This is a genomic window from Kitasatospora sp. NE20-6, from assembly GCF_045862635.1.
Genome location: NZ_BPRL01000066.1, coordinates 15,226 through 40,838 on the forward strand (window position 1 = coordinate 15,226; position 25,613 = coordinate 40,838).

The 25,613-nt window shown below is 75.3% G+C and carries 22 protein-coding genes; 4 read left to right on the forward strand and 18 right to left on the reverse strand.

What is annotated here, in order from left to right; genetic code table 11:
• Positions 1-48 precede the first annotated feature (48 nt).
• Positions 49-2,166, reverse strand: coding sequence for an elongation factor G (gene fusA, locus SNE206_RS32895; protein ID WP_407917201.1), 2,118 nt, complete (start codon positions 2,164-2,166; stop codon positions 49-51).
• A 590-nt stretch (positions 2,167-2,756) separates the two neighbouring features.
• On the opposite strand from fusA, the gene SNE206_RS32900 reads away from it, so the two are divergent.
• From SNE206_RS32900 to SNE206_RS32910, 3 genes are all read left to right on the forward strand, one after another.
• Complete coding sequence (locus SNE206_RS32900; RefSeq protein ID WP_407917202.1) at positions 2,757-3,071, forward strand: WhiB family transcriptional regulator; 315 nt, start codon at positions 2,757-2,759, stop codon at positions 3,069-3,071.
• 87 nt (positions 3,072-3,158) lie between these two features.
• Complete coding sequence (locus tag SNE206_RS32905; protein WP_407917203.1) at positions 3,159-3,422, forward strand: hypothetical protein; 264 nt, start codon at positions 3,159-3,161, stop codon at positions 3,420-3,422.
• A gap of 58 nt (positions 3,423-3,480) precedes the next feature.
• Positions 3,481-4,005, forward strand: coding sequence for a GNAT family N-acetyltransferase (locus tag SNE206_RS32910; RefSeq protein WP_407917204.1), 525 nt, complete (start codon positions 3,481-3,483; stop codon positions 4,003-4,005).
• Between the two features lie 25 nt (positions 4,006-4,030).
• On the opposite strand, the gene SNE206_RS32915 is transcribed toward SNE206_RS32910, so the two are convergent.
• Entirely contained in the window at positions 4,031-6,109 is a 2,079-nt protein-coding gene (locus SNE206_RS32915; protein ID WP_407917239.1) for a TerD family protein, read from the reverse strand.
• A gap of 443 nt (positions 6,110-6,552) precedes the next feature.
• On the opposite strand from SNE206_RS32915, the gene SNE206_RS32920 reads away from it, so the two are divergent.
• Positions 6,553-6,924 (forward strand): hypothetical protein, encoded by a 372-nt coding sequence (locus SNE206_RS32920; RefSeq protein ID WP_407917205.1) that lies wholly within the window; start codon positions 6,553-6,555, stop codon positions 6,922-6,924.
• Between the two features lie 106 nt (positions 6,925-7,030).
• Here the strand turns inward: SNE206_RS32920 and SNE206_RS32925 are convergent, their stop codons facing one another.
• From SNE206_RS32925 to SNE206_RS33000, 16 genes are all read right to left on the reverse strand, one after another.
• Positions 7,031-8,353 (reverse strand): cation:proton antiporter, encoded by a 1,323-nt coding sequence (locus SNE206_RS32925; RefSeq protein WP_407917206.1) that lies wholly within the window; start codon positions 8,351-8,353, stop codon positions 7,031-7,033.
• Between the two features lie 78 nt (positions 8,354-8,431).
• On the reverse strand, positions 8,432-8,980 hold the full coding sequence (locus SNE206_RS32930; RefSeq protein ID WP_407917207.1) for a CGNR zinc finger domain-containing protein: 549 nt from the start codon (positions 8,978-8,980) through the stop codon (positions 8,432-8,434).
• A gap of 142 nt (positions 8,981-9,122) precedes the next feature.
• On the reverse strand, positions 9,123-9,641 hold the full coding sequence (locus SNE206_RS32935) for an adenylyl-sulfate kinase (protein ID WP_407917208.1): 519 nt from the start codon (positions 9,639-9,641) through the stop codon (positions 9,123-9,125).
• A gap of 12 nt (positions 9,642-9,653) precedes the next feature.
• Positions 9,654-10,829 (reverse strand): pyridoxal phosphate-dependent aminotransferase, encoded by a 1,176-nt coding sequence (locus SNE206_RS32940; RefSeq protein WP_407917209.1) that lies wholly within the window; start codon positions 10,827-10,829, stop codon positions 9,654-9,656.
• Positions 10,826-12,199 carry an APC family permease gene (locus SNE206_RS32945; RefSeq protein ID WP_407917210.1) on the reverse strand — a complete coding sequence of 458 codons (1,374 nt, stop codon included), beginning with the start codon at positions 12,197-12,199 and terminating at the stop codon, positions 10,826-10,828. Before SNE206_RS32945 ends, SNE206_RS32940 begins: the two co-directional genes overlap by 4 nt.
• On the reverse strand, positions 12,196-13,650 hold the full coding sequence (locus tag SNE206_RS32950) for an FAD-binding oxidoreductase (protein ID WP_407917211.1): 1,455 nt from the start codon (positions 13,648-13,650) through the stop codon (positions 12,196-12,198). Before SNE206_RS32950 ends, SNE206_RS32945 begins: the two co-directional genes overlap by 4 nt.
• 10 nt (positions 13,651-13,660) lie before the next feature.
• A complete protein-coding gene (locus SNE206_RS32955) occupies positions 13,661-15,385 on the reverse strand; it encodes a thiamine pyrophosphate-dependent enzyme (RefSeq protein WP_407917212.1) in 1,725 nt (574 codons plus the stop codon).
• Positions 15,382-16,608 carry an ABC transporter substrate-binding protein gene (locus SNE206_RS32960; protein WP_407917213.1) on the reverse strand — a complete coding sequence of 409 codons (1,227 nt, stop codon included), beginning with the start codon at positions 16,606-16,608 and terminating at the stop codon, positions 15,382-15,384. The genes SNE206_RS32955 and SNE206_RS32960 overlap by 4 nt, the downstream gene beginning before the upstream one ends.
• Before the next feature lie 58 nt (positions 16,609-16,666).
• Complete coding sequence (locus SNE206_RS32965) at positions 16,667-17,809, reverse strand: sulfotransferase family protein (RefSeq protein ID WP_407917214.1); 1,143 nt, start codon at positions 17,807-17,809, stop codon at positions 16,667-16,669.
• Positions 17,806-18,843: an NAD(P)-dependent oxidoreductase gene (locus SNE206_RS32970; protein WP_407917215.1), complete on the reverse strand. Its 1,038-nt coding sequence runs from the start codon at positions 18,841-18,843 to the stop codon at positions 17,806-17,808. Before SNE206_RS32970 ends, SNE206_RS32965 begins: the two co-directional genes overlap by 4 nt.
• Before the next feature lie 3 nt (positions 18,844-18,846).
• Complete coding sequence (locus tag SNE206_RS32975; RefSeq protein ID WP_407917216.1) at positions 18,847-19,956, reverse strand: Glu/Leu/Phe/Val dehydrogenase dimerization domain-containing protein; 1,110 nt, start codon at positions 19,954-19,956, stop codon at positions 18,847-18,849.
• Positions 19,957-20,256: 300 nt separating this feature from the next.
• The gene (locus SNE206_RS32980; RefSeq protein ID WP_407917217.1) at positions 20,257-20,538 is read right to left on the reverse strand and encodes a MoaD/ThiS family protein; all 282 of its coding nucleotides are present in this window, start codon (positions 20,536-20,538) and stop codon (positions 20,257-20,259) included.
• Positions 20,539-20,625: 87 nt separating this feature from the next.
• Entirely contained in the window at positions 20,626-21,900 is a 1,275-nt protein-coding gene (gene thrC / locus SNE206_RS32985) for a threonine synthase (protein ID WP_407917240.1), read from the reverse strand.
• A 76-nt stretch (positions 21,901-21,976) separates the two neighbouring features.
• Positions 21,977-22,744: an SDR family oxidoreductase gene (locus SNE206_RS32990; RefSeq protein WP_405014661.1), complete on the reverse strand. Its 768-nt coding sequence runs from the start codon at positions 22,742-22,744 to the stop codon at positions 21,977-21,979.
• A 133-nt stretch (positions 22,745-22,877) separates the two neighbouring features.
• Entirely contained in the window at positions 22,878-24,020 is a 1,143-nt protein-coding gene (locus SNE206_RS32995) for a Glu/Leu/Phe/Val dehydrogenase dimerization domain-containing protein (protein WP_407917218.1), read from the reverse strand.
• Positions 24,021-24,172: 152 nt separating this feature from the next.
• Positions 24,173-25,546 carry a cystathionine beta-synthase gene (locus tag SNE206_RS33000; RefSeq protein WP_407917219.1) on the reverse strand — a complete coding sequence of 458 codons (1,374 nt, stop codon included), beginning with the start codon at positions 25,544-25,546 and terminating at the stop codon, positions 24,173-24,175.
• Positions 25,547-25,613: the final 67 nt, after the last annotated feature.

Here is a 25,613-nt window from a genome sequence, read left to right on the forward strand (position 1 = left end):
GGGTGCCCCGTCCCGCGCTCCTGCGGGCCGGGGCACCCGTGCGTGCACCTAGCGGGCCGGCACCGCGCCCGGGGCCGGGGCGTAGCCGGTGGCCCGGGTCGTGAACGTGCCGCGCCCCTGCGTACGGCTGCGCAGACGCGTCGCGTAGCCGAACAGCTCGGCCAGCGGCACGGTGGCGGTGACCACCGCCGTGCCGCCCCGCGCCGTCGAGCCCGACACCCGGCCGCGCCGGGCCGCCAGGTCGCCGAGCACGCCGCCCACGGCGTCGTCCGGCACGGTGGCCGTCACCTCGACGACCGGCTCCAGGAGCTGCATCGCGCACGCCCGCAGCGCCTCGCGCAGCGCGAGCCGCCCGGCCGTGCGGAACGCCATCTCCGAGGAGTCCTTGCTGTGCGTGGCGCCGTCGGTCAGCGTCACCCGCAGCCCGGTCACCGGGTGGCCGCCCAGCGGACCCTCCGCCAGCGCGTCCCGGCAGCCCGCCTCCACCGCCTGCACGTACTCCTTCGGCACCCGGCCGCCGACGACGACGGACGCGAAGGCGAACCGTTCCCGGCCCTCGTCCGCGCCGGCGCCCTCCGCCGCCGCCATCGGCTCGACGTCGAGCACCACGTGGGCGAACTGCCCGGCGCCGCCGTCCTGCTTGACGTGCCGGTAGACCAGGCCCGACACGCCCCGGGCGACCGTCTCCCGGTACGAGACCTGCGGCCGGCCCACCCCGACCTCCAGCCCGTGGGCGCGGCGGATCTTCTCCACCGCGACCTCCAGGTGCAGTTCGCCCATGCCGGACAGCACGGTCTGGCCCGTCTCGCGGTCCGTCCGGACCGACAGCGACGGATCCTCCTCCACCAGCCGGGCCAGCGCGGACGCCAGCCGGTCGGTGTCGGTGCTCCGCGCCGCCTCCACCGCGACGGAGACCACCGGGTCGGCCACCGAAGGCGGTTCGAGCACCAGCGGTGCGGCCGGGGCGCAGAGCGTCGCGCCGGCCCGGGCCGCCTTCAGCCCGATCACCGCGACGATGTCGCCCGCCACGGCGGCGTCCACCTCGGCGTGCCGGTCGGCCTGCACCCGCAGGATCCGCCCGATGCGCTCGGTGCGCCGTGCCACGGCGTCCAGCACCACGTCCCCCTTCCGGACGGTCCCGGCGTACACCCGGACGTACGTCAGCCGGCCGGTGGCCGTCGAGTTGACCTTGAACACCAGCCCGGCGAACGGTGCCGCCGGGTCGGCGGCGCGCTCCTGCACCGCACCGCCCGGGGTGCCGTCGGCGGTGCCGCGCACCGGCGGCACGTCCCGGGGCGACGGCAGGTAGGCCACGACGGCCTCCAGCAGCGGCTCGATCCCGCGGTTGCGGTAGGCGGAGCCGCAGAGCACGACCACGGCCTCGCCCGTGCGGGTGAGGTCGCGCAGCGCCCCGGCCAGGGTGCCCGCGGAGAGCGTCCCCCGGGTGCAGAACTCCTCCAGCGCGAGCGGGTGCAGCTCGGCCGCGGCCTCCTCCAGCACGCGGCGGCGCCGGACGGCCTCCTCGCGCAGCCCGTCGGGCACCTCGCCCTCGGTGTACGTGTCCAGGCCGTCCGCCCAGACCAGGGCCCGCATGCGCAGCAGGTCGACGACGCCGGTGAAGCCGTCCTCGCTGCCGATCGGCAGCTGCACCGCGAGCGGCACCGGGTGCAGGCGCTCCCGGATCGAGGCGACGGCCGCGTCGAGGTCGGCACCCGCACGGTCGAGCTTGTTGACGAACGCGATCCGCGGCACGCCGTGCCGGTCGGCCTGGCGCCACACCGACTCGCTCTGCGGCTCGACGCCGGCCACGGCGTCGAACACCGCCACCGCGCCGTCGAGCACGCGCAGCGAGCGCTCCACCTCGTCGGAGAAGTCGACGTGGCCCGGGGTGTCGATCAGGTTGATCCGGTGGCCGTCCCAGCTGCAGCTGACGGCCGCGGCGAAGATGGTGATGCCGCGGTCGCGCTCCTGCGGGTCGAAGTCGGTGACGGTCGTGCCGTCGTGCACCTCGCCGCGCTTGTGGGTGGCACCCGTGAGGTAGAGGATCCGCTCGGTGACGGTCGTCTTGCCGGCGTCCACGTGGGCGAGGATGCCCAGGTTGCGGACGGTGCTCGCAGCAGCAGTGGCAGTGGTGGTGGTGAGCTGGCGGTGAAGGTCGGTGCGCACGGCCCGTGGCCTTTCGGGGGATCCGGGAAAGGGGCGGCGCGATTGCCGGACGGAACGGCGCGGCCCTGCCGCGCGGGGACGTGCCCCTGCTCGGGAGAGGGCGCGGTCGGAGGCCTGCCGGGGACCTCGCGGGACCTCGCGGGACCTCCGGTCCCGAAGGGCTCCCGGTGCGGTCCCCGGTGGGGCCGACGGGCCTCAGGCGTTCGTCACGGACATCCGGTGCAGGCCGCGCAGCGTGCACCGGGCGGACGGAGACACCAGGATCACCTCGTGGCGCGACAGCGAGGCGACGGCGGCGATGCGGTCCTGCACGGCACGTCCCTCCTCGGCTGGGTCACGGTGCGCGCCGCGGTCCTGGGCGGTGCGGTGCGCTCTGCCGGTGAGTGTAGGGACGGGCGAAGGGCGGCCGCACCCGGTTTTCGTGACGGCCCGTCCGCCGGCGGTGACCGACGGACGGGCCGTCACGACCACCGACCCTGTGCACCCGCATGTTCGCCGTACGGCCGGGCAGGCGCTGCCCCGAACCCGGTACCCGGCGCGCCCGGCCGGGGCGCACCGTACGCACACCCGACCGCGGAGGACGAACACCGATGGACCCCGTCTCGCGCCTGCCCGGAGCCTTCGAGCACCACTGGAACTGGCAGCTCCACGCGGCCTGCCGCTCGCTCGACAGCAGCCTCTTCTTCCACCCGTCCGGGGAACGCGGCCGTGCCCACGACGGCCGTGAACGGGCGGCGAAGGCGGTGTGCGGGGGCTGCCCCGTCCGCGAGGCGTGCCTGGCGCACGCGCTGCACGTCAAGGAGCGCTACGGGGTGTGGGGCGGTCTCACCGAGGACGAGCGCCAGGACCTCGTCGGCCCGGCCCGGCGCGCACCGCGGCGGCGCAGGGTGCCCGCCGGACGGTGAGGCGGCCGCGTGCACCTGCGCCCCCGGCGTTCCGGTGCCCCGGCGTTCCGCGCGGCATTGTCGGTGCCGGTTGCGATGCTGACCGGCATGGACGAGGAACTTCTGCGCGGCCGCGTGTACGGCGCCGACTACGACGACCCCAACCCGAGGCCCGGGCACGTCTACCGCGAGCTCGTGGCGGGCCCGCTCGACGGCCTCTTCCTCGACGTGACGGGCCGGAGCCCCGCCGAACTGGCCCAGGGGGCGGCCCTGCGCACCGAACTCGGCGCCCACGGCCCCGGCGGCCGGGCCCGCTACGCCCCGCGGGACGGCGACCCGCTGCGGTGGGACTGGCAGGGCGACATCCGCTGACCGGCGGCCGCGCCACCGTGAGCCCGCCGAGGCGGCGCCCGGGTGGCACGATGGCCGGATGCACATCCGCGCCGCACGCCCGGCCGACCTGCCGCTGCTCCAGGACATCGAGCGGGCGGCGGGTGAGGCGTTCCGTGCCATCGGCATGCCGGAGATCGCGGACGACGAGCCGTTCACCGTCGCGGAGTTGTCCCGGTACGCGCAGGCCGGGGCGGCCTGGGTCGCCGCGGACGACGCGGACACGCCGGTCGCCTACCTCCTCGCGGAGACCGTCGACGGCTGCCTCCACGTGGAGCAGGTCTCGGTGCACCCGTCGGCAGCGCGCCGGGGGGTCGGCCGGGCGCTGCTGGACCGTCTCGCCGGCCTGGCGGCCGCCGACGGCCTGCCCGCGCTGACCCTCACCACGTTCGCCGAAGTCCCGTGGAACGCACCGTACTACGAGCGCTGCGGCTTCCGCCTGCTTGCCGACGCCGAACTCGGACCCGACCTGCGGGAGGTCCGCCGACGGGAGGCGGACCACGGCCTGGACCGCTGGCCACGCGTCTGCATGCGCCGCGACGTCCGCCCGCCCGGGCACCCGTAGCGGAGGGTGCCCGGGCGGGCCGCCGTCAGACCGTCGTCGGCGTCGTCCTGACGGCGGCCGGCTGCCCCCGTCGGGCCATGCGGGTGTCGAGGTGGGCGAGCACCCCGCTGTGGAAGCGCTCGACCGCGGCGTCGACGCTGCGGATGAAGCCGGTCTCGGCGTTGCCCCGGCTGCTCCCCGTGCTCTTGGAGAGCGAGAGCCGGAAGCCCGTGATCTGCGCGGCATCCTTCGGGAGGAGATCGCCGGGCTCGGGCCGGAGCCGCTCCAGGGTGCCCCGCGGCCCGGGCCCCGGGCCGTCCGTCAGTGTCTCGACGTGCAGGTCGGCCGGGGCCTCCGCGAGCTGCCGGACGAGTCGTTTGGCCCAGGACAGCGGGTAGCCCTGCTCCGGGGCCGGGATCTCGACGGACGTCCGCAGGCGCCCCACCCGCAGGTCCGCGGTGATGGCGACGGTGCCGACCGAGTCGTCGATCTTGATCTCGGCCTGCAGCCGGCCGTCCTCGCAGAGCCCGTCGGCGAGGGCCGCCCGTCGGAGTCCCGGGTCCTCGCCGCGCCGTGACCGCTGGACGGGCAGCACCTTGACGCCGAGTTCCCCGCCGAGCTGGAGGCAGACCTGTCGGATGAGCCGTTCCCAGCTCTCCACGACCTGCCTGGCGCGGTCGTCGCCGCGGCACAGTGTCTCGTCGTCGATGCCCTTGCGTACAGGCACCCAGGCCGGGCCCATGTTCTGGAAGCCGTGGCAGCCGGAGTTCTCGTGCTGGAGGTAGTGCAGGAGCTCCTGCAGCAGCCATGCGTGGGCGGGGTTGCCCACGCCCTCGTGGCGGATCAGCATCTTCGCCTGGTAGGCGACCTCGGCCCAGGACAGGTGCCGGAGAGCCACTTTGTGCCGTCGGCGCCCGTCGATCTTCACCGGGACGAGCGGACTGCCCTCCAGGGCCACGTCGTTGGAGATCGTCAGGACCACCTCGTAGCCGCGGCGTGCTGCGATGTCCATGTAGTCCTGGACCTGTTCGGTGCGCAGCGGGTTGCCGTTGGTCTTGCTCTCCACCAGGGCCGTCCAGAGCCGCCCGGCCCGCTCCACGCGGATGACGCCGTCCGGCCGCCGGGGCGTGTCGCCGTGGGGCAGCGTCACCTCGGTGAAGGTCTCCATCCGTCCGGCCGGCGCTCCGAAGGCCGCGGTGAGCCGGCGGCCGAACTCCGGCACCTGTGCCATGACCGACAGGAGGACGGAGGTCGCGCGGAGCTCGCGCTCCCGGTCGCTCTTGAGCGTCGTGGCGGGGAAGAGGCGTGCCGAACGCCAGCCGTCGTTCTCGGCGAGGGAGGGCTTCTGCACCTTCGGCAGCGTCACCTTCTTCCTCGCCGTGCGCAGCCGCTTGGGCGCCGGTGGTGGGGCGGTGGCGTCCACCGGGGTCTGGGCCTGGGCCGGTTCCGGTGCCTGCGGCAGGGCGGGTGGGGCCGAGGCCTCCGCCGGGACGACGGCCCCGGCGGGTGCGTCGGCCGGGGCCGTCGGGGCGTCGGATCCCCTGGGCTCCGGGGCCGTGGCATCCGCCTCGGCTTCGGCGTCCGCGTCGTCCTCGTCGATGTCGATGCCGAAGTCGGTGGCGAGCCCGGCGAGTCCGGTGTCGTAGCCCTGGCCGACGGCCCGGAACTTCCACTCCGCGTTCCGCCGGTAGATCTCCCCGAACACGAAGGCGCTCTCGCGCCCGGCATCGGTGATGGAGAAGCCGAGGAGCGACTCGCCGCCGCCGTCGGCGAGTTGCAGTCGCAGATCCTCCAGCTGGCCGAATTCTCCGCGCTGGTGCCGGCTGGCTGCGACCACGAGGCGCTCGATCCCGTCGGGCACGGCCGTGAGGTCGAGCCGGATGCGGTCCTCCGTGCCGTGTTCGGTCGGCGTCTGGCCGAGCAGCTCCACACTTCCGTCGGCCGCGGTGGGGTTGTTGTAGAAGTAGAAGTCGGCGTTGCTCCGCACCTTGCCGTCCGCGGTGAGGAGGAGGACCGAGACGTCTGCGTCCCCGTCCCCGCCGGGACTGTTCCAACCCAGGCTCACCACGAGGGAGTCGGTGTTCCCACCCAGTGCGGCCAGTCCCACGTTGGAACCCTTGACCATGTCCTGCACGGATGTCCCCCACTGTGCCGGGCCGATTCCGGAGCCGGGATCCGGGCGCCGTCGGCCGCTCTGCGGCCGCTGATGCAGGCCGCAGGCCCCGCGATGCCGGGGTGCACGAAGCCTAGTGCCCCCGAGCGCACACGGAACGTGCACAGTAAAGATTTTGTGAGTGCGATCGCTTCCGGCTCGGCGGCGGCCCGGGCCGGCAGAGGCGCGGAGCCGGTCCGTCGCTTCCCGGGCTTGGCCGGGGTGCAGGCGCTGTGCCGCGGGTGTCGGTCGCGGACGTACCGCCGGGTGGCGGGTGGGCCGCAGGTCACCGCGGTGCGGCCGGTGTCGCGGTGCGGGGGCGGCCCTGTGTGATCATGGCGAAAACGAACTGTGCGCGATGTCTGGTCAGTCGATCACTCCGCCCCTACGCTGAGCGCCCTACCGAGGAGGGCCTGATGGCTGGCTTGGAGATGACGGCGGATCGGGCGGTGTCGCGGTCCAGGAACAAGGTGGTGTACGCCGTGGTCGGCGGGCTGCTGGTCGCGGGCGGCGTGGGCTGGTGGGCGCTGGGCGGTGAGGAGCACAGCCGGGAGGTCTCGGCGTCCACGGTGTCGCCGTGGCCGTTCACGGTGACGTCGGGCACGCTGAACTGCCGTACGGGAGGTCTGCTGACCTTCGAGTCGGGCGGTACCGAGTACGGCCTGAACGGGCCTGCGCAGGACGCCGGTTATCCGGCGCCGCTGCCGGTGTGGGCGGACGCCCAGGGCGGCGGCGGTCTGCACATGGACCTGCTGCCGGCCCTGGACGCGGCCCAGGCGCTCTGCTGACCGGAGCCCCCGGGCCCGGGTCGGCCGCCGACCGGGACCGTCCGGCCCGGCCGCCGGCGCACACCGGACGGGCGCCCTGACCCTGCGCGCCCGGGCGGCGCCCCGCTCAGCCGCGCGCCGCGGTGGCGGACGCCGCGGCCCCGGTGGGCACCGGCGGCGCCTTCGGCGGCAGCGGTACGGCGGAGGGGTGGCGCTTCTGGACGGCGTCGAGCAGGGGGCCCGTCATGACGGTGGTGACCAGGGCCATGATCACCATCGCGGTGAACATCCGCCGGTCGATGACGTGCAGCGACAGGCCGACGTTGAGGATGATGAGCTCGGTCAGGCCGCGGGCGTTGAGAAGCACGCCCAGCCGCAGCGCGTCGCCCCGGTCGAAGCCGGTGAGCCGGGCCGAGACGGTCGCCCCGGCGAACTTGCCGACGCAGGCCACGACGATGATCGCCCCCAGGGCGACGGCACCGTGCACGCCGAGCCCGCTGAAGTCGACCGACAGGCCGGTGAGGGTGAAGAAGACCGGCAGGAGCAGCGAACCGGTCTGGTCGATGCGCTCGGGCACCTGCGGGGCGATCGCCTCCAGACGGCCGCGCGGCACCACCGCGCCGAAGGCGAACGCGCCGAGCACCGCGTGCAGCCCGATCACCGAGGTGCACCAGGCGCTGAGCAGCAGACCGGCCATCAGCACCGGGTACGCGGCGGCCGCGCCGCCCGACCACCGGTCGGTGGACGACAGCAGCCGCTCCAGCAGCGGCCGGACGGCGTAGCGCAGCACCAGCACGAAGGCCGCGGCCTCGGCGGCGAGGACGAGCAGCGACTGCGGCCGGTCGGCGGTGACCACGGCCACCGCCGCGGCGAGCAGGCACCAGGCGAGGGCGTCCTGCAGGGAGGCGCAGGTCAGGGCGATGCCGCCGAGCCGTTCGCGGTGCATGCCGCGGTCGTTGATGATCCGGGCCAGCACGGGGAACGCGGTGATCGACATCGCGGCACCGAGGAACACCGCGGGCCCGAGCGGCCCGGTGGAGTGCAGGAAGCCGTGGTCGTACCAGGGGTAGAGCAGGTAGGCGAGGCCCGCGCCGAGCACGAACGGCAGCGCCACCGAGCTGAGCGAGACGAGGGTGATCTGCCGGCCGCTGCCGCGGACGTGCGAGGCCTCCAGCCGGTAGCCGATGCCGAACATGAAGAGCACCAGGCCGAACTGCGCCAGCACGTGCAGGAACGGCCTGACGTGCACCGGGAAGAGCACGTCCGTCGGGTTGCCCGGCAGCAGCCCGAGCAGACTGGGTCCGAGGGCGAGTCCGGCGACGATCTCGCCGACGACCGGGGGCTGGCGCAGGCGGCGGGCGAGCCGGCCGAAGAGGTGCGCCACTCCGATGATCAGGGCCACGTCCGCGAGGACGACGGCGGTGGTGCTCTCCAGACTGGGAACGGTCATGGTCCGTGGGCCTTTCTGTGAGGGGGGCGGGGGCTGGTGCCCGTGCCGTCGGCGGGGGCGGGGGTGGGGTCGGGGTCGTCAGTGGGCCCTGCGCCGGCCGCGGTAGGCGGCGGCGGAGGCCCGGTCGGTGCACTGGTCGCAGCAGTAGCGCCGGTTGCCCGGGCGGGTGCGGTCGACGAAGACGCAGGCGCAGGGGCCGGCTGCGCAGCGGCCCAGCCGGCGGACACCCTGTGCCGTGACGAACTCCACGAGCGCGCCCGGCAGTCGGGCCGCCACCGCGGGGTAGCCGGAGCGGTCGGCCCCCCAGGCGAGGCGGGCCGTGCCGTCGGCGGCGGTGGTGAGCTGCGGGACGGCCGCCGCCTCGCGGAGCAGGCCGTTGAGCAGCAGGGCGGCCTCGGTGGCGGTGCCGGCGCCGAACACTCCGCGCAGGCGGTCGCGGAGCAGGCGCAGCGACGGCAGGTCGTGCGCCGTGGTCTCCTGCGCCAGCCGGTGCTCGCCGAGTTCGGTGAACCGCTGCCGCAGGTGCGAGAGGTCGGCCAGCCGGTCCGCGGGGTCGGCCAGCGGGCAGGCGCTGTTGACCAGTTCGACGGCCAGGTCGAGGTCCTCGACCGGCCGGGCGGTGCTCATGGCCGTCCCTGCGGGCGGCCTCCCCGACCGCGACAGCGGCGTTCCACGGGCCGGACGGGCCGGACGGGCGGGGTGGGCCGGACAGGCGAGGGGGGCACTGCGGGGAGCGCGTGCGCCGTGCGCGTCCCTGCACGGCGGGCGCTCACACCAGGCCCCGTTCGGTCATCAGGTGCAGCAGGGCCGCGGCCGCTGCGGGGGTGTCCTGCCCGGCGACGTCGACGTGGGCCGCGGGGCCGGCGGCGGGGGCCGTGCCGCGGCCGACCTGCACCTCCAGGTACGGCACGTCGGCGGCGTCGTGGCGGGCCCGCACGGGGTCGGCGCCGTGCGGGTGCGGTCCCGGGGCGAGGGCCAGCACGGTGACGTCGTTGCGGGCGAGGGTCTCGGCGGCGAGGCCGATCCGCAGGCGGTCGGCGTCGGCGTCGGCGGTGCGGGGTGCCGGTCCGGCGAGCGGCAGGTGCGGCGGCTCGTCGCCGTACAGCACCTCGACGCGCCGTCCGCGGCCGCGGAGTTCGTCGCGGACGGCGCGGGCGAGGGCGGCCTTGCGCGGGCCGGGCGGGCCGGTCAGCCAGACCGTGGCGCCGGAGCGGCAGGTGCAGCGGAGGGTGCCGCCGGGTGGCGGCGGGGCGGGGGCGGGCCCGGCGGTGCGTGCGGTGGTGGCCATCGGTCTCCTCCTTCAGGTGAGGTGGCGGCGGAGCCGCCGTACGGCCTCGTCGAGGGTCTCCTGCCGTTTGCAGACGGCGAAGCGGACGGTGGTGGCCATGGCGGCCGGCGGGTCGGCGTAGAAGACGGACATCGGCAGGGCGGCGACCCGGGCCTCGGCGATGGTGCGGTCGCACCAGCGTTCGGCGTCCTCGCCGACGTCGGCGAGGACGAAGAAGCCGTTGCCGGGTGCGGTGGCGGGCAGGCCCATCGCGCGGAGGTCGGCGACGAAGCCGTCCACCCGGGCCCGCAGGTCGCGGGCCCTGCGCTCCAGGACGGCCGGGGTGCCGGGCGCCTCCAGCACCGCGGCGACGGCGATCTGCAGCGGGGTGGGCGGGCAGAAGGTGACGAACTGGTGGACGGCGCGGATGCGCCGGGTCAGTTCCGGGCCGGCCACGGCCCAGCCGATCCGCCAGCCGGTCGCGGCGAAGCTCTTGGAGACGGAGGAGATCTTCACCCGCAGTTCGGGGTCGGCGACCGCGGCGAGCACGCCGGTGTGCGGGGTGCCGTCGAGGTTGAGGTGCTCGTAGGTCTCGTCGGAGACGATCACGATGCCGCGGCGGGTGAGGTCGGCGACGGCCCGCCACTCGTCGGCGTCGAGGCTGCGGCCGAGCGGGTTCCACGGGGTGTTCACGATCACCGCGCGGGTGGCCGGGGTGACCACCCGGGCGAGGGCACCGGCGTCGATGCGGTCGTCGGGGCCGGCGAGCCGCAGCGCCCGGGTGGTGCCGCCCGCGGAGTGCACGGCGGGGGCGTACTGCTCGTAGGCGGGTTCGACGAGGACGACCTCGTCGCCCGGTGAGACGAGTGCGCCGATCACGCAGTGCAGGGCCTCGGTGGCGCCGACGGTGACGGTGACCTCGGTGTCCGGGTCGACGGGCGTGCCCTCGTGCAGGCGCAGGTACCCGGCGAGGGCGGCGCGCAGCAGCGGGTGCCCGGCGCTGGGCGCGTACTGGTGCTCGGTGCCGTCGCCGAGGGCGGCGAGGGCGTCGAGCAGGGCCCGGTCGGGGCCGTGGTCGAACACGCCCTGCGCGAGGTTGACGGCGCCGTACTTCGCGGCGAGGGCGGGGATGCGGACGAAGACGGACTCTGCGGCGGGGGCGGGAGCGGGAGGCGTGGCGGGGGCCGTGGCGGCCGTGGTCGGGGTCATCGGGGGCTTCCTTCCGGGCCGTGCCCGTGGGCGTCGACGGGTTCCGGTGCGGCGGTGCCGGCGGGTTCCGGTGCGGTGGTGCCGGTGGTGCGGGCGGCCCGGCGGCGCTGCACCACCTGGACGCCGAGTGCTGCGAGCAGTGCCAGCACGCCGTACAGCGCCTGCCAGCGGGACTGCACCAGGCTGACCGCGATGACGACCAGCAGCAGCAGGTTGAGCCCCGAACGGACGGTCAGGCCGCGCACCCGCAGGTAGGAGATGATGCTCAGGACGTACAGCAGCATGAAGATCGCGCTGGCCGTCGCGGTGGTGTCGATGACGAGGGCGGGCCGCAGGCTCAGCAGCACCGAGGTCGCCGAGAACAGCGCCACGAGCAGGGCGAGGGCGCGGCGCGGGGTGCCGCGGCCGTCGAGGACGGCGAAGGCCCGCGGCAGCATGCCGTTGTCGGCGGCGTCCCGCACCATCTGGGAGGCGCCCCAGACCCAGGCGACGGCGTTGAGCAGCATCGCGCTGCACGCGATGAAGGTGACCGCCCAGATGATGATCTTGCCGTAGCCGACCACCGAGGCGAGCTGCAGCAGCCCCACCACCTGGTCGACGTCGGCGCGCGGCACCGTCACCGCGATCGCGACCGTCAGCAGGATGGTGAACACCCCGTACACCGCCAGCGCCACCGCACTGACCGGCAGGAAGTCGCGCTCCGGGTTGCGGAACTCCCGGGCGAGGAAGGTCAGGTTCTCGAAGCCCGCGAAGGCCCAGAAGGCGAGGATCACCCCCGGCAGCACCACCCCGAGCTGCTGGGTGCCCGGCGCCACCGTGTGCAGGCCCTCCCGGGCCGACGGCACCGCCGACACCAGCAGCACGGTCGCCACCAGCACCAGCCCCCAGGTGGCGGCCGTCTGCACCCGGGTGCTGGCCCGCCCGCCCGCCAGGTTGACCAGCACCGCGGCGAGCAGCACCGCGATCGCGACCACGACGGTCACCGTCCGGCCGACCTCGAAGGTGCGCGCCACGTACCGGCCCGCGACGAACGCCCCGGACGGCAGGCCCACGATCACCAGCGCGATGAACATCACCGGCACGCAGCGGCCGAACATGTCGCCCAGCCCGGCCCGGATGAACGCCTCGATGCCGCGGCCGTCCGGGTTGCTGCGCACCATGTCGTCGAACATCAGCAGCATCGGCAGGCACAGCAGCGTCGACAGCGCCCACACCAGCAGGCTGTTGTGGCCCGCCCGGGCGTACACCGCCGACGGCAGGAAGAGGATGCCGGAGCCGGCGATCGACCCGATCGCCAGCGGGATCGCCTGCCAGCGGGTCAGCCCGCGGCGGCCCGTGCCGGACTCCGGGGCGGTCTCGGCGGTCGTCATCGTGCCGCCTCCGTGTCCCACGGCAGGACCCGGCCGCGGTTGAGGACACCGCGCGGGTCGAGGGCCGCCTTCAGGGTGCGCATCAGCTCCAGCTCGCCCGCGGACCGGGTGTAGCCGAGGTACTCGCGCTTCTCGAAGCCGATGCCGTGCTCGGCCGAGATGGAGCCGCCGCACGCCGACACCGCCGCGTAGACGATGTGCTCCACCTCGGGCTTGCGCTCCCGGGTCCTCTCGCCGGTGGCGACCGCGATGTGCACGTTGTCGTCGCCGAGGTGGCCGAAGACCAGCAGGCGCACCTGCGGCCACTCGGCGCGCAGCCGCTCGCCGACGGTCTCCAGGCACGCCGTCAGCTCCCGGGCGGGCACGCTCACGTCGAAGCCGAACAGCGGCTGCATCCGCAGCACCTCGGACGGGATCCGCTCGCGGGCCTGCCAGAACGCCTTGAGGTCGGCGGCGGAGGAGGCGACCGCCGAGTCGACGAGCTCGTCGGCGAGGTCGTCCAGGCACTCCAGGAAGGCCGCCTCGTCGTCGGGCCGGGTGGTGCGGCACTCCGCCAGCACGTACAGCGGGTGGCCGAGCGGCAGCGGCAGCCGCACGCCGGTGCCGTCGAGCACCGCGTACGCGTCGGCCCAGACGACCTCGAAGGCGGTGAGCGCCCCGGGCAGCCGGCTGCGCAGCGCGCCGAGCAGGCGCAGCGCGGCGTCCACGTCGGCGACCGCGCAGAACGCGCCGGTGCGGCCGGTGGGTGCCGGGAGCAGCGCGAGGGTCGCGGAGACGACGACCCCGAGGGTGCCCTCGCTGCCGACGAAGAGCTGCTTGAGGTCGTACCCGGCGTTGTCCTTGACCAGGTCGGTGGAGAGGTCGAGCAGGGTGCCGTCGGCGAGGGCGACGCGCAGCGAGCGGACGTGCCGGCGGGTCATGCCGTAGCCGACGACGTTGACGCCGCCGGCGTTGGTGGCCACGCAGCCGCCGATGGTCGCGCTGTCCTTGGACGCGATGTCGATCGGCACCATCAGGCCGTGCGCGGCGGCGTGCTCCTGGAGGGCGGCGAGGGTGACGCCGGCGCCGGCGGAGACGGTGCCGGAGGCCTCGTCGACCGGGCCGACGGCGGTCAGCCGCTCGGTGGAGAGCACGACCTCGTCGGCGGCGGGCACGCCGCCGGAGACCAGGCCGGTCATGCCGCCCTGCACGACGACCGGCTGGTGGTGGTCGTGGCAGTAGCGCAGGACCAGGGCCACCTCCTCGGCGGTGCCGGGCCGGACGACCACACCGGCCACCCCGACGCGGTCGCTGCCCCACAGGTCCTGCGTGTAGCGCAGGGGCAGGTCGGGGCCGGTGAGGACGTGGCGGTCGCCGACGATCAGGCGCAGCACGTCGGCGTGCGCGGCGACACCCTGCGGGGCCCCGGCGGATGCCGTGCCCTCCCGGACGAGAGGCGGTCGTGTGGTCATCGGACTTCTCCTAACAGTCGGACGGCAGGTCGAAGTTGGCGTGCACGGCCTGCAGGCTGGTGCGGACGTGCAGGAGATACCCGGCACGGGAGGCCAGGGCCCGGCGGACGGCCGGATCGGCCTGGTGCGGCTCGGTCACGCGCTCGGCCGGGATGCCGAACGAGCGCGCCCAGCGCACCAGGTCGGGGGTGTGCAGGGCGGTCGCGCAGTCGGTGGCGGCGCCGCGGCGGGCGGCGTGCGCCCGGATCGTGCCGTAGCTGCCGTTGTCCGCGACGATCACCACCGGCCGCCGGCCGGCGTGCGCGGAGGCGAGCTCGTTGCCGGTCATCAGCACACCGCCGTCGCCGACCACGGCCACCGCCACCCGGTCGGGGTGGCGCAGCGCGGCGGCGGCCGCCGCGGGCACGCCGAACCCCATCGAGCCGCCCGCGAGGGCGAGCAGCCGCTGCCCGGGGCGCAGCCGTACGTGCCGGTGGATCCAGCTGCTGAAGTTGCCGGCGTCGAGGGTGAGCACGGCGTCGTCCGGCAGGCGCCGGTCGAGGGCCTCGGCGACGAGGGCGAAGTCCAGGCCGTCCGGGCGGGGGCGGGGGGCGGCCGTGGCGAGCCCGGCCTCCAGGGTGCGCCAGCCGGTCAGCCAGGCCCGGCGGTCGCCGTCGGGCCGCCCGTCCTCCCCGGGGGCCTCGGCGGCGAGTTCGGCGAGCACCTCGGCGGGGTCGGCGGCGAGGAGCTCGCCGGGCCCGCGCGGGTCCGGGTGCACGGTGACCAGGCGCTGCCGGCCGTCGTACCAGCCGGTCAGGTGCACCTCGTCGGGCAGCTCGCCGAGCAGGACGACGAGGTCGGCCCCGGCGAGGCGGGCGCGGGTGACGGCGGGGGTGCCGAGGTGCAGGTGCCCGGCGTAGTGCGGGTGGTGGTTGTCCAGCAGGTCCTGCTGCTTGTTGCCGAGCAGCACCGGCAGGACGGCGGCGTGGGCGAGCCGGCCGAGGGCGGGCCCGGGCTCGGGGGAGCCGCCGGTGCGCAGCAGCCGTCCGGCGACGAGCACCGGCCGGTCGGCCCCGGCGAGGAGGTCGCGGATGCATCCGGCGGCGGCCTGCGCGGCCCGGAGCGGCTGCCGGGCCTGCCCGGCGGGGCGCAGGGCGGCGGACCGCCGGGGCGCGGCGGGCCCGTTCTCGCCGGAGGGCTCGTCCCACAGGTCCTCCGGCACGACCAGCACGGCCGGGCCGGGCACCGGCCCGCCGAGGGCCTGGGCGATCCGGGCGCAGGCGGCCGGCAGGTCGTCCGGCCCGTCCAGGACGACGACCGGGGCGATCCCGCCGAGCAGGGCGGCGATGTCGGTGCCCTGGAACCCGAGCACGGGGTCGGTGCCGCGGTCGGCGCCGCCGACGACCAGCAGCAGGGGCGTCGGGTCGGCGGTGGCCGCGTCGAGGGCGATCGACGCGTTGGTCGCGCCGGGGGAGCGGTTGACGGCGACGACGGCCGGCCGGCCCGTCAGCCGGGCGTCGGCGAGGGCGCCGAAGGCGGCGCCGCCCTCGTGGCGGGAGGTGACGACGGTCAGGCCGTCGTCGCCCGCGGCGTCGAGGAGCGGCAGGAACGCCTCGCCGGGCACGGTGAACAGCCGGTCGCACCCCAGGGTGTCGCGCAGGAAGTGCAGCACGGCGCCGGCGACGGTGCGGGTGCCGTCCGTGGCGGTGGCGGCCGTGCCGGTGGGGGCCGTGCCGGGGGCGGCGGCGACGGTCATCGCGTCACCCCCGTGGAGGGGTCGAGGTAGTCGCCGGTCACCGACTCCGGCGGCCACACCACGACCGCGTCCTGGGCGCTGTCGCCGGTGTGCCGGTAGTGCATGAGGACGATCTCCGGGGTGTCGTGGTGCCCGGTGTCCTCCGTCCACCGGAACGACACCGGGCCGCGCCATGTCTCGAACGTGCCCTCCTCCAGGGCCTGCTGGAGATCGGCGCGACCGGTGGAGGCGGCCTTCGCGGCGGCCTGGGCGAGCACCACGACGTCGGTGAACGCGTTGAGCGCGTTGTCCGGCGGGGCGCTGCCGAACTCGCTCTCGTACCGGTCGACGAACCAGCGCCCGACCGGGGCGAGGCCGGGCCAGTCCGGGCTGAAGCGGGTGGCGGGCCACACGACGCCCGCACCGGCCTCCCCGGCGAGGCCCCAGTAGTCCTGCGAGCGCATCGGGAAGGGGAAGCACGCCATCATCGGCACGCCCGGCAGCACGCCGGTGGCCACCGCGGAGGCGATCACCATGTAGTTGGTGCGGACGACGGCCGCGTTGAGCAGCAGGTCGGGGGCGAACGCCGCGACCTCCCCGAGCTGGGCGTCGAGGTCGCTGACGCCGTCCTGCGCGAAGTCGATGCGCAGCACCTCCACCCCCTCGACCGTCTTGTGGAGGGTCTGCTCCAGGGTGTCGGCGAGCATCTGCCCGAAGACGGTGTCGGCGGCGACCAGCGCGATGCGCTTCCAGCCGCGCTCGCGGATGAACCCGGCCATCAGCGGCGCCCGGTCGGCGATGGAGAAGTACGTCCGGAAGATGTGCCGGCGGCCGAGGTTGACGGTGTTGTGGCCGTTCTCGACGAACGTCGGCAGGCCGATCTCCTCGGCCATCGCGGCGACCGACGGCGTGGTGCGCAGGTGCCACTGGCCGATCAGGGCGCTGACCCGGTCGATGAACGCGAGCTTGGCGAGGCCGCCGACCGCGGTGCGCGACATGTGCTCCAGGTCGGCGCCGACCTGGTCGTTGGCGAGGAACAGCCGCACCCCCGGGCCGAGCCCGTGCTCGGCGGCGTAGCGGGCGCCGAGCACGGCACCGCGCACGCACAGCTCGCCGGCGACCGGGTCGCCGGGCAGGGTGAGCGGGGTCAGCACGCCGACCGGCAGGGCGTGCTGCCCGGCGCTGCGGTTCTGCCGTTCGATCAGTTCCGCGGCCCGTATGACGGCCTCTTGCGACTGGGACACGATCAGCTCCTTGGGGGTGTCGCTCGGGTGGCCGCCCCGGCGGGGACGGCCGGCGGGATCAGACGCCGAACCGCCGGCGGTAGGCCTCGGTGGCGCGGGTGACGGCCTCGGCGGACAGGCCGAACTCCTCCAGGCTGTAGACGTGCCGGCCGTGCTTCGCGGCGGGCCGCCAGCCGAGGTGGTCGTCGACCGCGGCCGCGAAGCCCGCGGTGTACGGCACGCCGAGGAACGCGCAGATCCGCCGCATGGCGTCCTGCGGGTCGCCGACGAGCTGTCCGTACGGCAGGTCGAGCACCGGGCGGCCGGCGATCAGGCCGTCGCGGTCGTCGGCGAGCTGCTGCGACAGGCCGGTGATCCGGGTGAACCACTGGTCGCCGATCTCGGCGAGGTCGACGTCGTCGCTGCGGGCGCCGCGCAGGGTGCGGCAGAGGCTGGCGGTGGAACCGACGACCTCGACCGGGTCGCGGTGCAGGTGGATGAAGCGGGCGTCGGGGTACGCCTGCACCAGGTCGTCGAGGAACCACGTGTGGAACGGGCACTTGAGCACGGGCACCGGCGTGGTGCCGTCGACCCGCTGGTGCAGGCTCATGAGGGTCTGCAGCTGCCGCCGGTGCCAGCCGTACGGCTCCGCGAGGTCCTGGCGGTGCAGCCACTCGCCGTACGAGGGCACCCGGTAGCGCATCTCCAGCACCATGCTGTGGAAGGTGTTGGCGAGCAGCCGGTGGCACTCGTCGGGGCGGCCGGAGTCGATGAAGTGGATGCCGGGCAGGTCCGGCGCCTTGCGGTAGTAGTCGTCGACGTACTCCTGCGCCTCGGCGCGGAGCCGGTCGTGGGCGGCGGGCAGCCGCACGGCGTCGGTGTGGCTGGTGAGCTCCCACAGCAGGGGGCTGTGCAGGTGCTCGTGCAGGCCGAGCAGGTTGTGCAGCAGGGTGCTGCCGGTCCGCAGGAAGCCGATGACGAAGACGGGCCCGCCGAGGTCGATCCGGCCGAGGTCGGGGCGGCTGCGGTGCAGGGCGGCCGTGTCGGCCAGCACCTCCTGCGAGCGCAGCACCGAACGCCAGACGGGCTGGACGTCCTCCGGCCGGAGCCGGGCCTCCGCCCGCAGGGCGTCGGCGAACCGGTGCAGTCCCTCGGTGAAGGGCGCCGGGCCGTCCGGCAGCGCCGTGGCCGGCGCGTTCGCGGGTGCGGCTGTGGTGGTCATGTCGCGTTCCTCTCGCTGGGCCGGGGGGTGGGGCCGGGAGTGGTCGGGTCGGGAGTGGTCGGGTCGCCGGGGCGGCGGCCGGTCAGGTCGCGGGGGGCGAGGCCCGCACGGAGGTCGTCGAGGTTCGCCAGGAAGGTCCGGGCGACCTCGCCGGGTTCGCCGGGGAAGGCGAACGCGCGGTGCGGGGAGACGACCAGCCGGGGCACGGTGTGCACCGGGTCGCCGTCGGGCAGCGGCTCCGTCTCGTGGACGTCCACGAACGCCCCGCGCAGGGCGCCCGCGCGCAGCAGTGCGTGCAGGGCCCGGTTGTCGACGGTGTCGGCGCGTCCGACGTTGACGACGGCCGCGTGCGCCGGGAGCGCCGCCAGCACGTCCCGGCCGATCAGTCCGCGGGTGCCGTCGCTGCCCGGCAGGCAGGCGACCAGGTGGTCGAGGTGCGGTGCCTCCGCGGCGAGCCGGTCCGCCGCGACGGTGCGCACCGCACCGGGCACCGGCACGTCGCCGCGGCGGGTGACCGCCACGGGGTGGGCGCCGAGCGCGGCGAGCAGGCCGACCACGGCGCGGCCGATGCGGCCGGCGCCCGCCACGGCGACGGTGCTGCCGGCGAGCATCACCGCACCCGAGCGGTACCAGGGCGCGTCCTGCCGGCCCACCAGCTCGGGCAGGTCCTTCAGCAGCATGAGCAGCCCGGAGACGGCGTACTCGGCGACGGCCGTCACGGGCACGGCGGCCGAGTTGGTGACGAGCACGCCGGGACGCAGGCCCGCGGCGGCGAGGTGGTCGGTGCCGGTGCCGGTCAGGTGGAGCCAGCGCAGCCGCTCCAGACCGGCGAGGCTGCCGGGCGGGAACTGGAAGCCGACGAGGACGTCGGCGTCGTCGGCGGTCACCGTCTCGGAGACGTGCAGCCTTACGCCGGGGGTGCCGTCGAGCACCGGCAGCAGCTGCGGCGCCATCTTGCTGTGGGCGAGGCGCACGTCGAGGTCGTGCCATCCGGCGGGGCCGGCGCCGGGCCGGCGGTCGGTGGAGGTCGTCATCGGTCAGGCCGCCTTCCTGCGGTGGGCGAGGAGGGCGGGCACGGGGTCGGCCGCGCCGTCCGTGCCGATCTCCAGGACGTCGAGGGTGTTGCGGTGCACGAGTGCCTCGACGCGGTCGAAGAGCCACTGCACGAGTCCGTCGGCGGTCAGCCCCGCGGGTGCGGCGCCGGTGAGCAGCGAGCCGACGGCGGCCGCGGCGCCGACGTTGGCGACGACGTCCGGGACGAGGGCGATGCCGCGTGCGGAGAGTGCCGCCGCGGCCTCGGGCGTGCAGCAGAGGTTGCCGCCCTCGACGACCACGGACGCGCGGACGCGCTGCACGTTGTCGGTGCGCAGGGCGTCGCCGGTGGCGGCGAGCACGAGCACGTCGGCGTCGGTGTCGAGCCACGCCTCCGGGCCGTCCGCGGTGGTCGTGCCGTCGGGGAGGCCGGCGCGGCCGATGCTGCCGGCGCTGTCGGTGGCGGCCGCGAGGCGGGCCACGGGCAGGCCCCGCGGGTCGTGGAGGGTGCCGTGCGCGTCGGCGACGGCGACCACGCGGTGCCCGCGGTCGGCGAGGGCCCCGGCCACCGCCCGGCCCACCGTGCCGAAGCCCTGGACGGCGACCCGGCAGGGGGCGCCGCCGAGGCGGGCCGTGGCGGCGGTGCGGGCCGCGACGGCGACCCCGAAGCCCGTGATGTCGACGAACCGGGCGCACAGGGTCGTCCAGTCGGCGGGCAGCCGGGGGGTGCGGGTGTCGCGCTCCACGTCGTAGCGGGCGGCGGCGAAGAAGAGGTCGCGGTCGGCGTGCGTGGTGCCGAGGTCGCAGCCGAGGTAGACGCCGCCGTGCAGGAGCGGGCCGGCCGACCGGCCGAACGCCTGCAGGACGGGCTCGCGGCGGCCGGGCACCGCGCGGATGCCGGCCTTGGCGCCGCCGACGGGCAGTCCGGCGAGGGCGAGCTTCACGCTCATGGCGCGGGCGAGGCGGGCGACCTCGGCCTCGGTGACGGACCCGGTCATCCGGGTGCCGCCCATCGCGATGCCGTCGACCAGCGAGTCCACCACGACCCAGCCGGTGAGCGCGTCGGCGGGGGAGCTGACGGTGGTCGCCAGCAGGGGCGCGGGGTGTGCGGTCACGGGTGCTCCTCTCCCGGCCGGGCCGGCCCCCCGCCGAGGAGGAGGGGGCCGCCTGGTCGTCATGACCAAAGCTTGATTAGCCACGTATGACGTTAGGGCGATGATGACGATGCGTCAAGAAGCACTGGTGGCTGAGCAGTTGTGATCGGAATACTTGATGGGATGTTTCGGTGGGTGGTTCGGGTCAAAGCCGTGTTTGATCCGTACCGGCCCGGCGTGACCTCGCTGGACCACCCCGCCCCGGACAGGACCGGGGCGGGGCGGGGCCGCACGTCGGGGCGGGCGGCACCGCCCCGGCGCTCAGCCGCCGGCGACGGCCGGGATGATCGAGAGCAGCGCGCCCGGCCGGGTGCCGGTGGCCAGGCCGTCGAGCATGCGGATGTCGTCCTCGTCCACGTAGAGGTTGACGAAGCGGCGCAGCGCGCCCCGCTCGTCGAGGACCCGGCCGCAGATGCCGGGGAAGTCGCCGTCGAGCGCCGACAGCACGTCGGAGACCGTGGCGCCGGCCGGCGCCACGCTCACCTCGCCGACGCCGCCGGTGTAGGTCCGCAGGATGGTTGGGATGCGTACGGTGACGGTCACGGGGGGCTCCTCGGGGCAGGGGGGCTGGCGGGGGGGTCCGGCGGGGGTGCGCGGCGGCAGGGGGTCGGCCGGGGTCGGAGGCCGGGGTCAGAGGCCGGCGGCGCGGAACGCCGCGAGGGTCGGGTCGATCACCGCGGTCGGGCCGACCAGCGAGGAGACGGTGTCGAGCGTCTTGAGGCCGTCACCGGTCTTCAGCAGCACCGTGGTCGCGCCGGGGTCGATCAGGCCCTCGCGGAGCAGCTTGCGGAGGGTCGCGACGGTGACGCCGCCGGCGGTCTCGGCGAACATGCCCTCGGTGCGGCCCAGCAGGCGGATCGCGTCGAGCACCTCCTCGTCGGTGACGCTCTCGACGGCCCCGCCGGTGCGGCGGCACACGTCGAGCGCGTAGAGGCCGTCCGCCGGGTTGCCGATCGCCAGCGACTTCGCGATGGTGTCGGGGCGCACCGGCCGGATGGCGTCGTGCCCGCCCTTGAACGCCGTCGCGACCGGCGAGCAGCCCGCCGCCTGGGCGCCGTAGACCTTGACGGTGCGCTCCTCCACGAGGCCGAGTGCCGTCAGCTCGCCGAACGCCTTGTCGACCTTCGTGAGCTGGGAGCCGGAGGCGATCGGCACGACGACCTGCTCCGGCAGTCGCCAGCCCAGCTGCTCGGCGACCTCGTAGCCGAGCGTCTTCGAGCCCTCGGCGTAGTACGGGCGGACGTTGACGTTGACGAACGCCCAGTCCTCCTCGCCGGCCAGCTCGGAGGCGAGCCGGTTGACGTCGTCGTAGTCGCCCCTGACCGCCAGCAGCGTGCCGCCGTAGACCGCGGTCGAGACGATCTTCGGCGCCTCCAGGTTCGCCGGGATCAGCACCACCGAGCGGATCCCCGCCCGTGCGGCGGCGGAGGCGACGGCGTTCGCCAGGTTGCCGGTCGACGGGCAGGCCAGCACGTCGAAGCCGAGCTCCTGCGCCGCGGCCAGCGCGACGGCGACGACGCGGTCCTTGAAGGAGTGCGTCGGGTTGCCGGAGTCGTCCTTGATCCAGAGCTCGCGCATGCCCAGCTCGCGCGCCAGGTTGTCGGCCCGGATCAGCCGGGTCCACCCCGGCTCGGTGTTGCGGGTCGTCATGACGTCCGCGGGCACCGGCAGCAGGCCGCGGTAGCGCCAGATGTTCGCGGGCCCGGCCTCGATCGACCGCCGGCTGACCCCGCGGAACTCGTACGCCACCTCCAGCGGGCCGAAACACTCACCGCACACGTAGAGCGCGTCCAGCGGATACGTGCTGCCGCACTCCCGGCACTTCAACGCGGTGGCGGGGCCGAGGTCGGGGGTACGGCCGGGGGTGCGGCCGGGGGCCTTCGGGTCGGCGGGCTTCGGGCCCAGGTCCAGGATGCTCACGGGCTCTTCCTCACTTCTGCGGGTCGGGACCGGTGCCCGCGGCGCGCACACCGGCGGGCTGTCAGCTGCCGAGGCCTCCGCCGACCACCAGCTGCGTGCCGGTGACGTACGAGGCCTCGTCCGAGGCGAGGTACAGGACGGCGGCGGCCACGTCGTCCGTGCTGCCGAGCGTCCCCAGCGGGACGCGTGCGAGGTAGCCGGCCAGGGCGGTCCCCCGGTCGGGGTGGAAGTGGCCGAGGATGCGGTCGTGGAGGTCCGTCTCCACCAGCGCCGGGTGCACCGAGTTGCAGCGGATCGCGTAGCCGCTGCGGGCGCAGTGCAGCGCGACCGACCGGGTCAGGTGGGCGACGCCGGCCTTGGCCGCGCCGTACGCGGCGAAGGCCGGCGTGCCGGCCAGCCCGGCGGTGGAGGAGAGGTTGACGATCGCGCCGCCGCGTTCGCGCAGCGCCCGGATCGCGGCCCGGCAGCCGAGGAAGGCGCTGTCGAGGTTGGCCGCCATCAGGTGCCGCCACTCGGTCAGCGACAGGTGTTCCGGGTCCTGGCGTTCGGCGGAGCCGGCGGTGCCCGCGTTGTTGACGACGACGTCCAGCGGGCCGCACGCGGCCTCGGCCTCCTTGACGACCTCCGCCCACCGGTCCTCGTCGGTGACGTCCTGCGGCAGGTAGCAGGCCCGCCCGCCGAGCCGCCGGACCGCCTCGGCGCCCCGGTCTCGGTCGCGCCCGGTGACCACGACGGCCCGCGCGCCCTCCGCCAGCGCCCGCTCGGCGGTGCGCAGCCCGATGCCGGCGGTGCCGCCGGTGATGAGCAGTGCCTTGTCGGTGAAGCGCACGGTTCTCTCCCTGGGTTCGTGGGGGCTGGGGCGCCGGGAGGGGGCGGCCGTCACCGCGGGGCCGCCGTCCCCTCCCGGCCGCTGCCGGACCGGCCCGGCCCCCGGTCGGACCGGGGGCCGGGCCGGGCGCCGGTCAGACCAGGCTGGGCCGGGTGGTCCGCCCGGCCAGGCGGTCGGCGGCGAGTTCGGCGGCGGCGTCCATGAGGCGGCTGCCGTTCGCCTCGGCGAGCGCGAGGAGGTCGTCGACGCTGCGGCGGATGCGCCGGCCGACCTCGCGGTAGAGCCAGGCGGTGAGGGCGTCGGCGTCGGCCAGCGCCTCGGCGGGGGCCTGGCCGGTCAGGAGCAGGCCGGTGACGGCGGCACCGCCGGTGTTGACGACGATGTCGGGCAGCACCTTCACGCCGCGCGCGTCGAGCGCGTCCTGGGCGCCCGGCGTGCAGGTGCAGTTGCCGCCCTCGGCGAGGAGCTTCGCCCGCACCCGGTGCGCGTTGGCCTCGGTGACCGCGTCGCCGCCCGCGGCGAGCACGAGGATGTCGGCGTCGACGTCGAGCCAGGCGTCCGGTGCGGAGTCGAGGCGCAGGCCCTCGGGCAGACGGCTGCGGTCGATGGTGCCAGCGCTGTCGGTCGCGGCGAGCAGGGCCTCCAGCGGCAGGCCCTCCGGCGCGCTGACGGTGCCCTCGCGGTCGGCGACGGCGACGACGGTGAAGCCGCGCGCCGTCAGGCCGGCGGCGACGGCGCTGCCGACGCAGCCGAAGCCCTGGATCGCGACCGTGCGGCACTCGCCGCGGATGCCGAGGCTGTCGACGCCCTGGTCGATGCCCTCGCAGACGCCGAAGCCCGTGACGTCCGAACACTTCTTCCACAACTCGGCCCAGCTGCAGGGGAGTCCGTCGTCGGCGGGGGTGGCGAGGGTGGCGTCGAAGCCGGCGGCGTCGAAGAAGACGTCGCGGTCGCGGTGCGAGATGCCCTGGTCGCCGCCGAGGTAGAGCCCGCCGTGCAGCAGCGGCGAGACGGCCTTGCCGAACTCGGCCAGCACCCGGTCGCGTTCGGCGCCGAGCGGGAGGCCGCAGACGATGCCGGCCTTCGCGCCGCCGATGTCGAGCCCCGCGAGCGCCAGCTTCATCGTCATCTTGCGGGCCAGCTCGGCGACCTCGTCGGGGGTGACGCCGGGCGTCATCCGGGTGCCGCCCATCGCGCGCCCCTGGGCGAGGCTGTCCACGATGACGAAGGCGTGCAGGTCGGACTCGTCGTTGTCGACGAACACACGGATCTTCATGAGGTGCTCCTTCGGGAAGGTGGAGGGACGGTCGTGCGGTGCGGGTGGTGCTGCGGTACGCGTCGCGCCGTGCGGGTCGTGCACCACGGGGCCCTGGTACGAGGTCGTGGTGCGGGTCGTGGTGCGGGGTCGTGGCGGGCGGGGACGGCCGGTCAGCCGTTGCGGGTGAGGAAGCCGAGCACGTCGTGCCGGGTGAGGATGTCGCTGGACCGGCCCTCGTCGGCGACGATGACCGCCGGGTGGCGGGTCAGCGCGCCGATGGCGGTGGCGACGGGCTCGGCCGCGCCGACGAACGGCATCGGCCCCGACATGTGCGCCCGCACCGGGTCGCCGGAGGAGATCCGGCCGCTGGAGAGCCCGTCGAAGAGGTCGAGCTCGGTGACCGAGCCGACCACCTCGGCGATGTTGGCCGGGTGCCGGTCGAGGAGGACGGGCAGCTGGGAGATGCCGTGCCGGCGCATCTGGGCGATCGAGTCGCCGACGGTCTGCTGGGGGCGGGCGAAGACCAGCAGCGGCAGGGCGTCGCGCTTGGCCTGCAGGATGTCCTGGACGCAGAAGTCCCCGGTGGGGGTCTCGACGCCGAAGCCGTGGGCGTCCATCCAGGAGTCGTTGAAGATGCGGGAGAGGTAGCCGCGGCCGCCGTCGGGCAGCAGCACGACCATCACGTCGTCGGGGCCGAGGCCGCGGGCGGCACGGGCCGCCGCGGCGACCGCGAGGCCGGAGGAACCGCCGACCAGCAGGCCCTCCGTACGGGCCAGGGCCCGGGTGGTGGCGAACGCCTCGTGGTCGCTGACCGCGAGGATGTCGTCGCACACCGCCGGGTCGAAGTTGCCGGGCCAGATGTCCTCGCCGACGCCCTCCACCAGGTAGGGACGGCCGTCGCCGCCGGAGTACACCGAGCCGACCGGGTCGGCGCCGATCACCCGGACCGCGCCGCCGGAGGCCTCCTTGAGGAAGCGCCCGGTGCCGGTGATGGTGCCGCCGGTGCCGACGCCCGCGACGAAGTGCGTGATGCGGCCGCCGGTCTGCCGCCAGATCTCGGGCCCGGTGGAGTCGAAGTGGGCCTGCGGGTTGGCGGGGTTGGCGTACTGGTCGGGCTTCCAGGCGCCGGGGATCTCGCGGGCGAGACGGTCGGAGACGCGGTAGTAGCTCTCGGGGTGGTCGGGCGGTACGGCGGTCGGGCAGACCACCACCCGGGCACCGTAGGCGCGGAGGACCGCCTGCTTGTCCTCGTTGACCTTGTCGGGGACGACGAAGACGCACTGGTAGCCGCGCTGCTGGGCGGCCATGGCCAGGCCGATCCCGGTGTTGCCCGAGGTCGGTTCGACGATGGTGCCGCCGGGCCGGATCGCGCCGGACTTCTCGGCGGCGTCCAGCATGGCGAGGCCGATGCGGTCCTTCACGGAGCCGCCGGGGTTGACGTACTCGACCTTGGCGAGCACGAGGGCCTGGGTGTCGACGACGTTTCTGAGGCGGACCAGCGGTGTGTCACCGATCGCGTCGAGTATCGAATCAGCGAACTGCATGTCATGGCTCCCGGACTGGTCTGTGGCCTTGCGGGACGACGGACTGCGCACCTGACGGGGGCCGGCC

Coding starts and splice junctions, on each gene's coding strand:
- SNE206_RS32945 (WP_407917210.1), bottom strand. CDS start 12,199: ATGACGACCGCCGAGACCGCCCCGGAGTCCGGCACGGGCCGCCGCGGG.
- SNE206_RS32955 (WP_407917212.1), bottom strand. CDS start 15,385: ATGACCGTCGCCGCCGCCCCCGGCACGGCCCCCACCGGCACGGCCGCC.
- SNE206_RS33000 (WP_407917219.1), bottom strand. CDS start 25,546: ATGCAGTTCGCTGATTCGATACTCGACGCGATCGGTGACACACCGCTG.
- SNE206_RS32900 (WP_407917202.1), top strand. CDS start 2,757: ATGGACCCCGTCTCGCGCCTGCCCGGAGCCTTCGAGCACCACTGGAAC.
- SNE206_RS32970 (WP_407917215.1), bottom strand. CDS start 18,843: ATGACGACCTCCACCGACCGCCGGCCCGGCGCCGGCCCCGCCGGATGG.
- SNE206_RS32910 (WP_407917204.1), top strand. CDS start 3,481: ATGCACATCCGCGCCGCACGCCCGGCCGACCTGCCGCTGCTCCAGGAC.
- SNE206_RS32940 (WP_407917209.1), bottom strand. CDS start 10,829: ATGACCCCGACCACGGCCGCCACGGCCCCCGCCACGCCTCCCGCTCCC.
- SNE206_RS32950 (WP_407917211.1), bottom strand. CDS start 13,650: ATGACCACACGACCGCCTCTCGTCCGGGAGGGCACGGCATCCGCCGGG.
- SNE206_RS32930 (WP_407917207.1), bottom strand. CDS start 8,980: ATGAGCACCGCCCGGCCGGTCGAGGACCTCGACCTGGCCGTCGAACTG.
- SNE206_RS32905 (WP_407917203.1), top strand. CDS start 3,159: ATGGACGAGGAACTTCTGCGCGGCCGCGTGTACGGCGCCGACTACGAC.
- SNE206_RS32965 (WP_407917214.1), bottom strand. CDS start 17,809: ATGACCACCACAGCCGCACCCGCGAACGCGCCGGCCACGGCGCTGCCG.
- SNE206_RS32935 (WP_407917208.1), bottom strand. CDS start 9,641: ATGGCCACCACCGCACGCACCGCCGGGCCCGCCCCCGCCCCGCCGCCA.
- SNE206_RS32915 (WP_407917239.1), bottom strand. CDS start 6,109: ATGGTCAAGGGTTCCAACGTGGGACTGGCCGCACTGGGTGGGAACACC.
- SNE206_RS32925 (WP_407917206.1), bottom strand. CDS start 8,353: ATGACCGTTCCCAGTCTGGAGAGCACCACCGCCGTCGTCCTCGCGGAC.
- SNE206_RS32995 (WP_407917218.1), bottom strand. CDS start 24,020: ATGAAGATCCGTGTGTTCGTCGACAACGACGAGTCCGACCTGCACGCC.
- SNE206_RS32920 (WP_407917205.1), top strand. CDS start 6,553: ATGGCTGGCTTGGAGATGACGGCGGATCGGGCGGTGTCGCGGTCCAGG.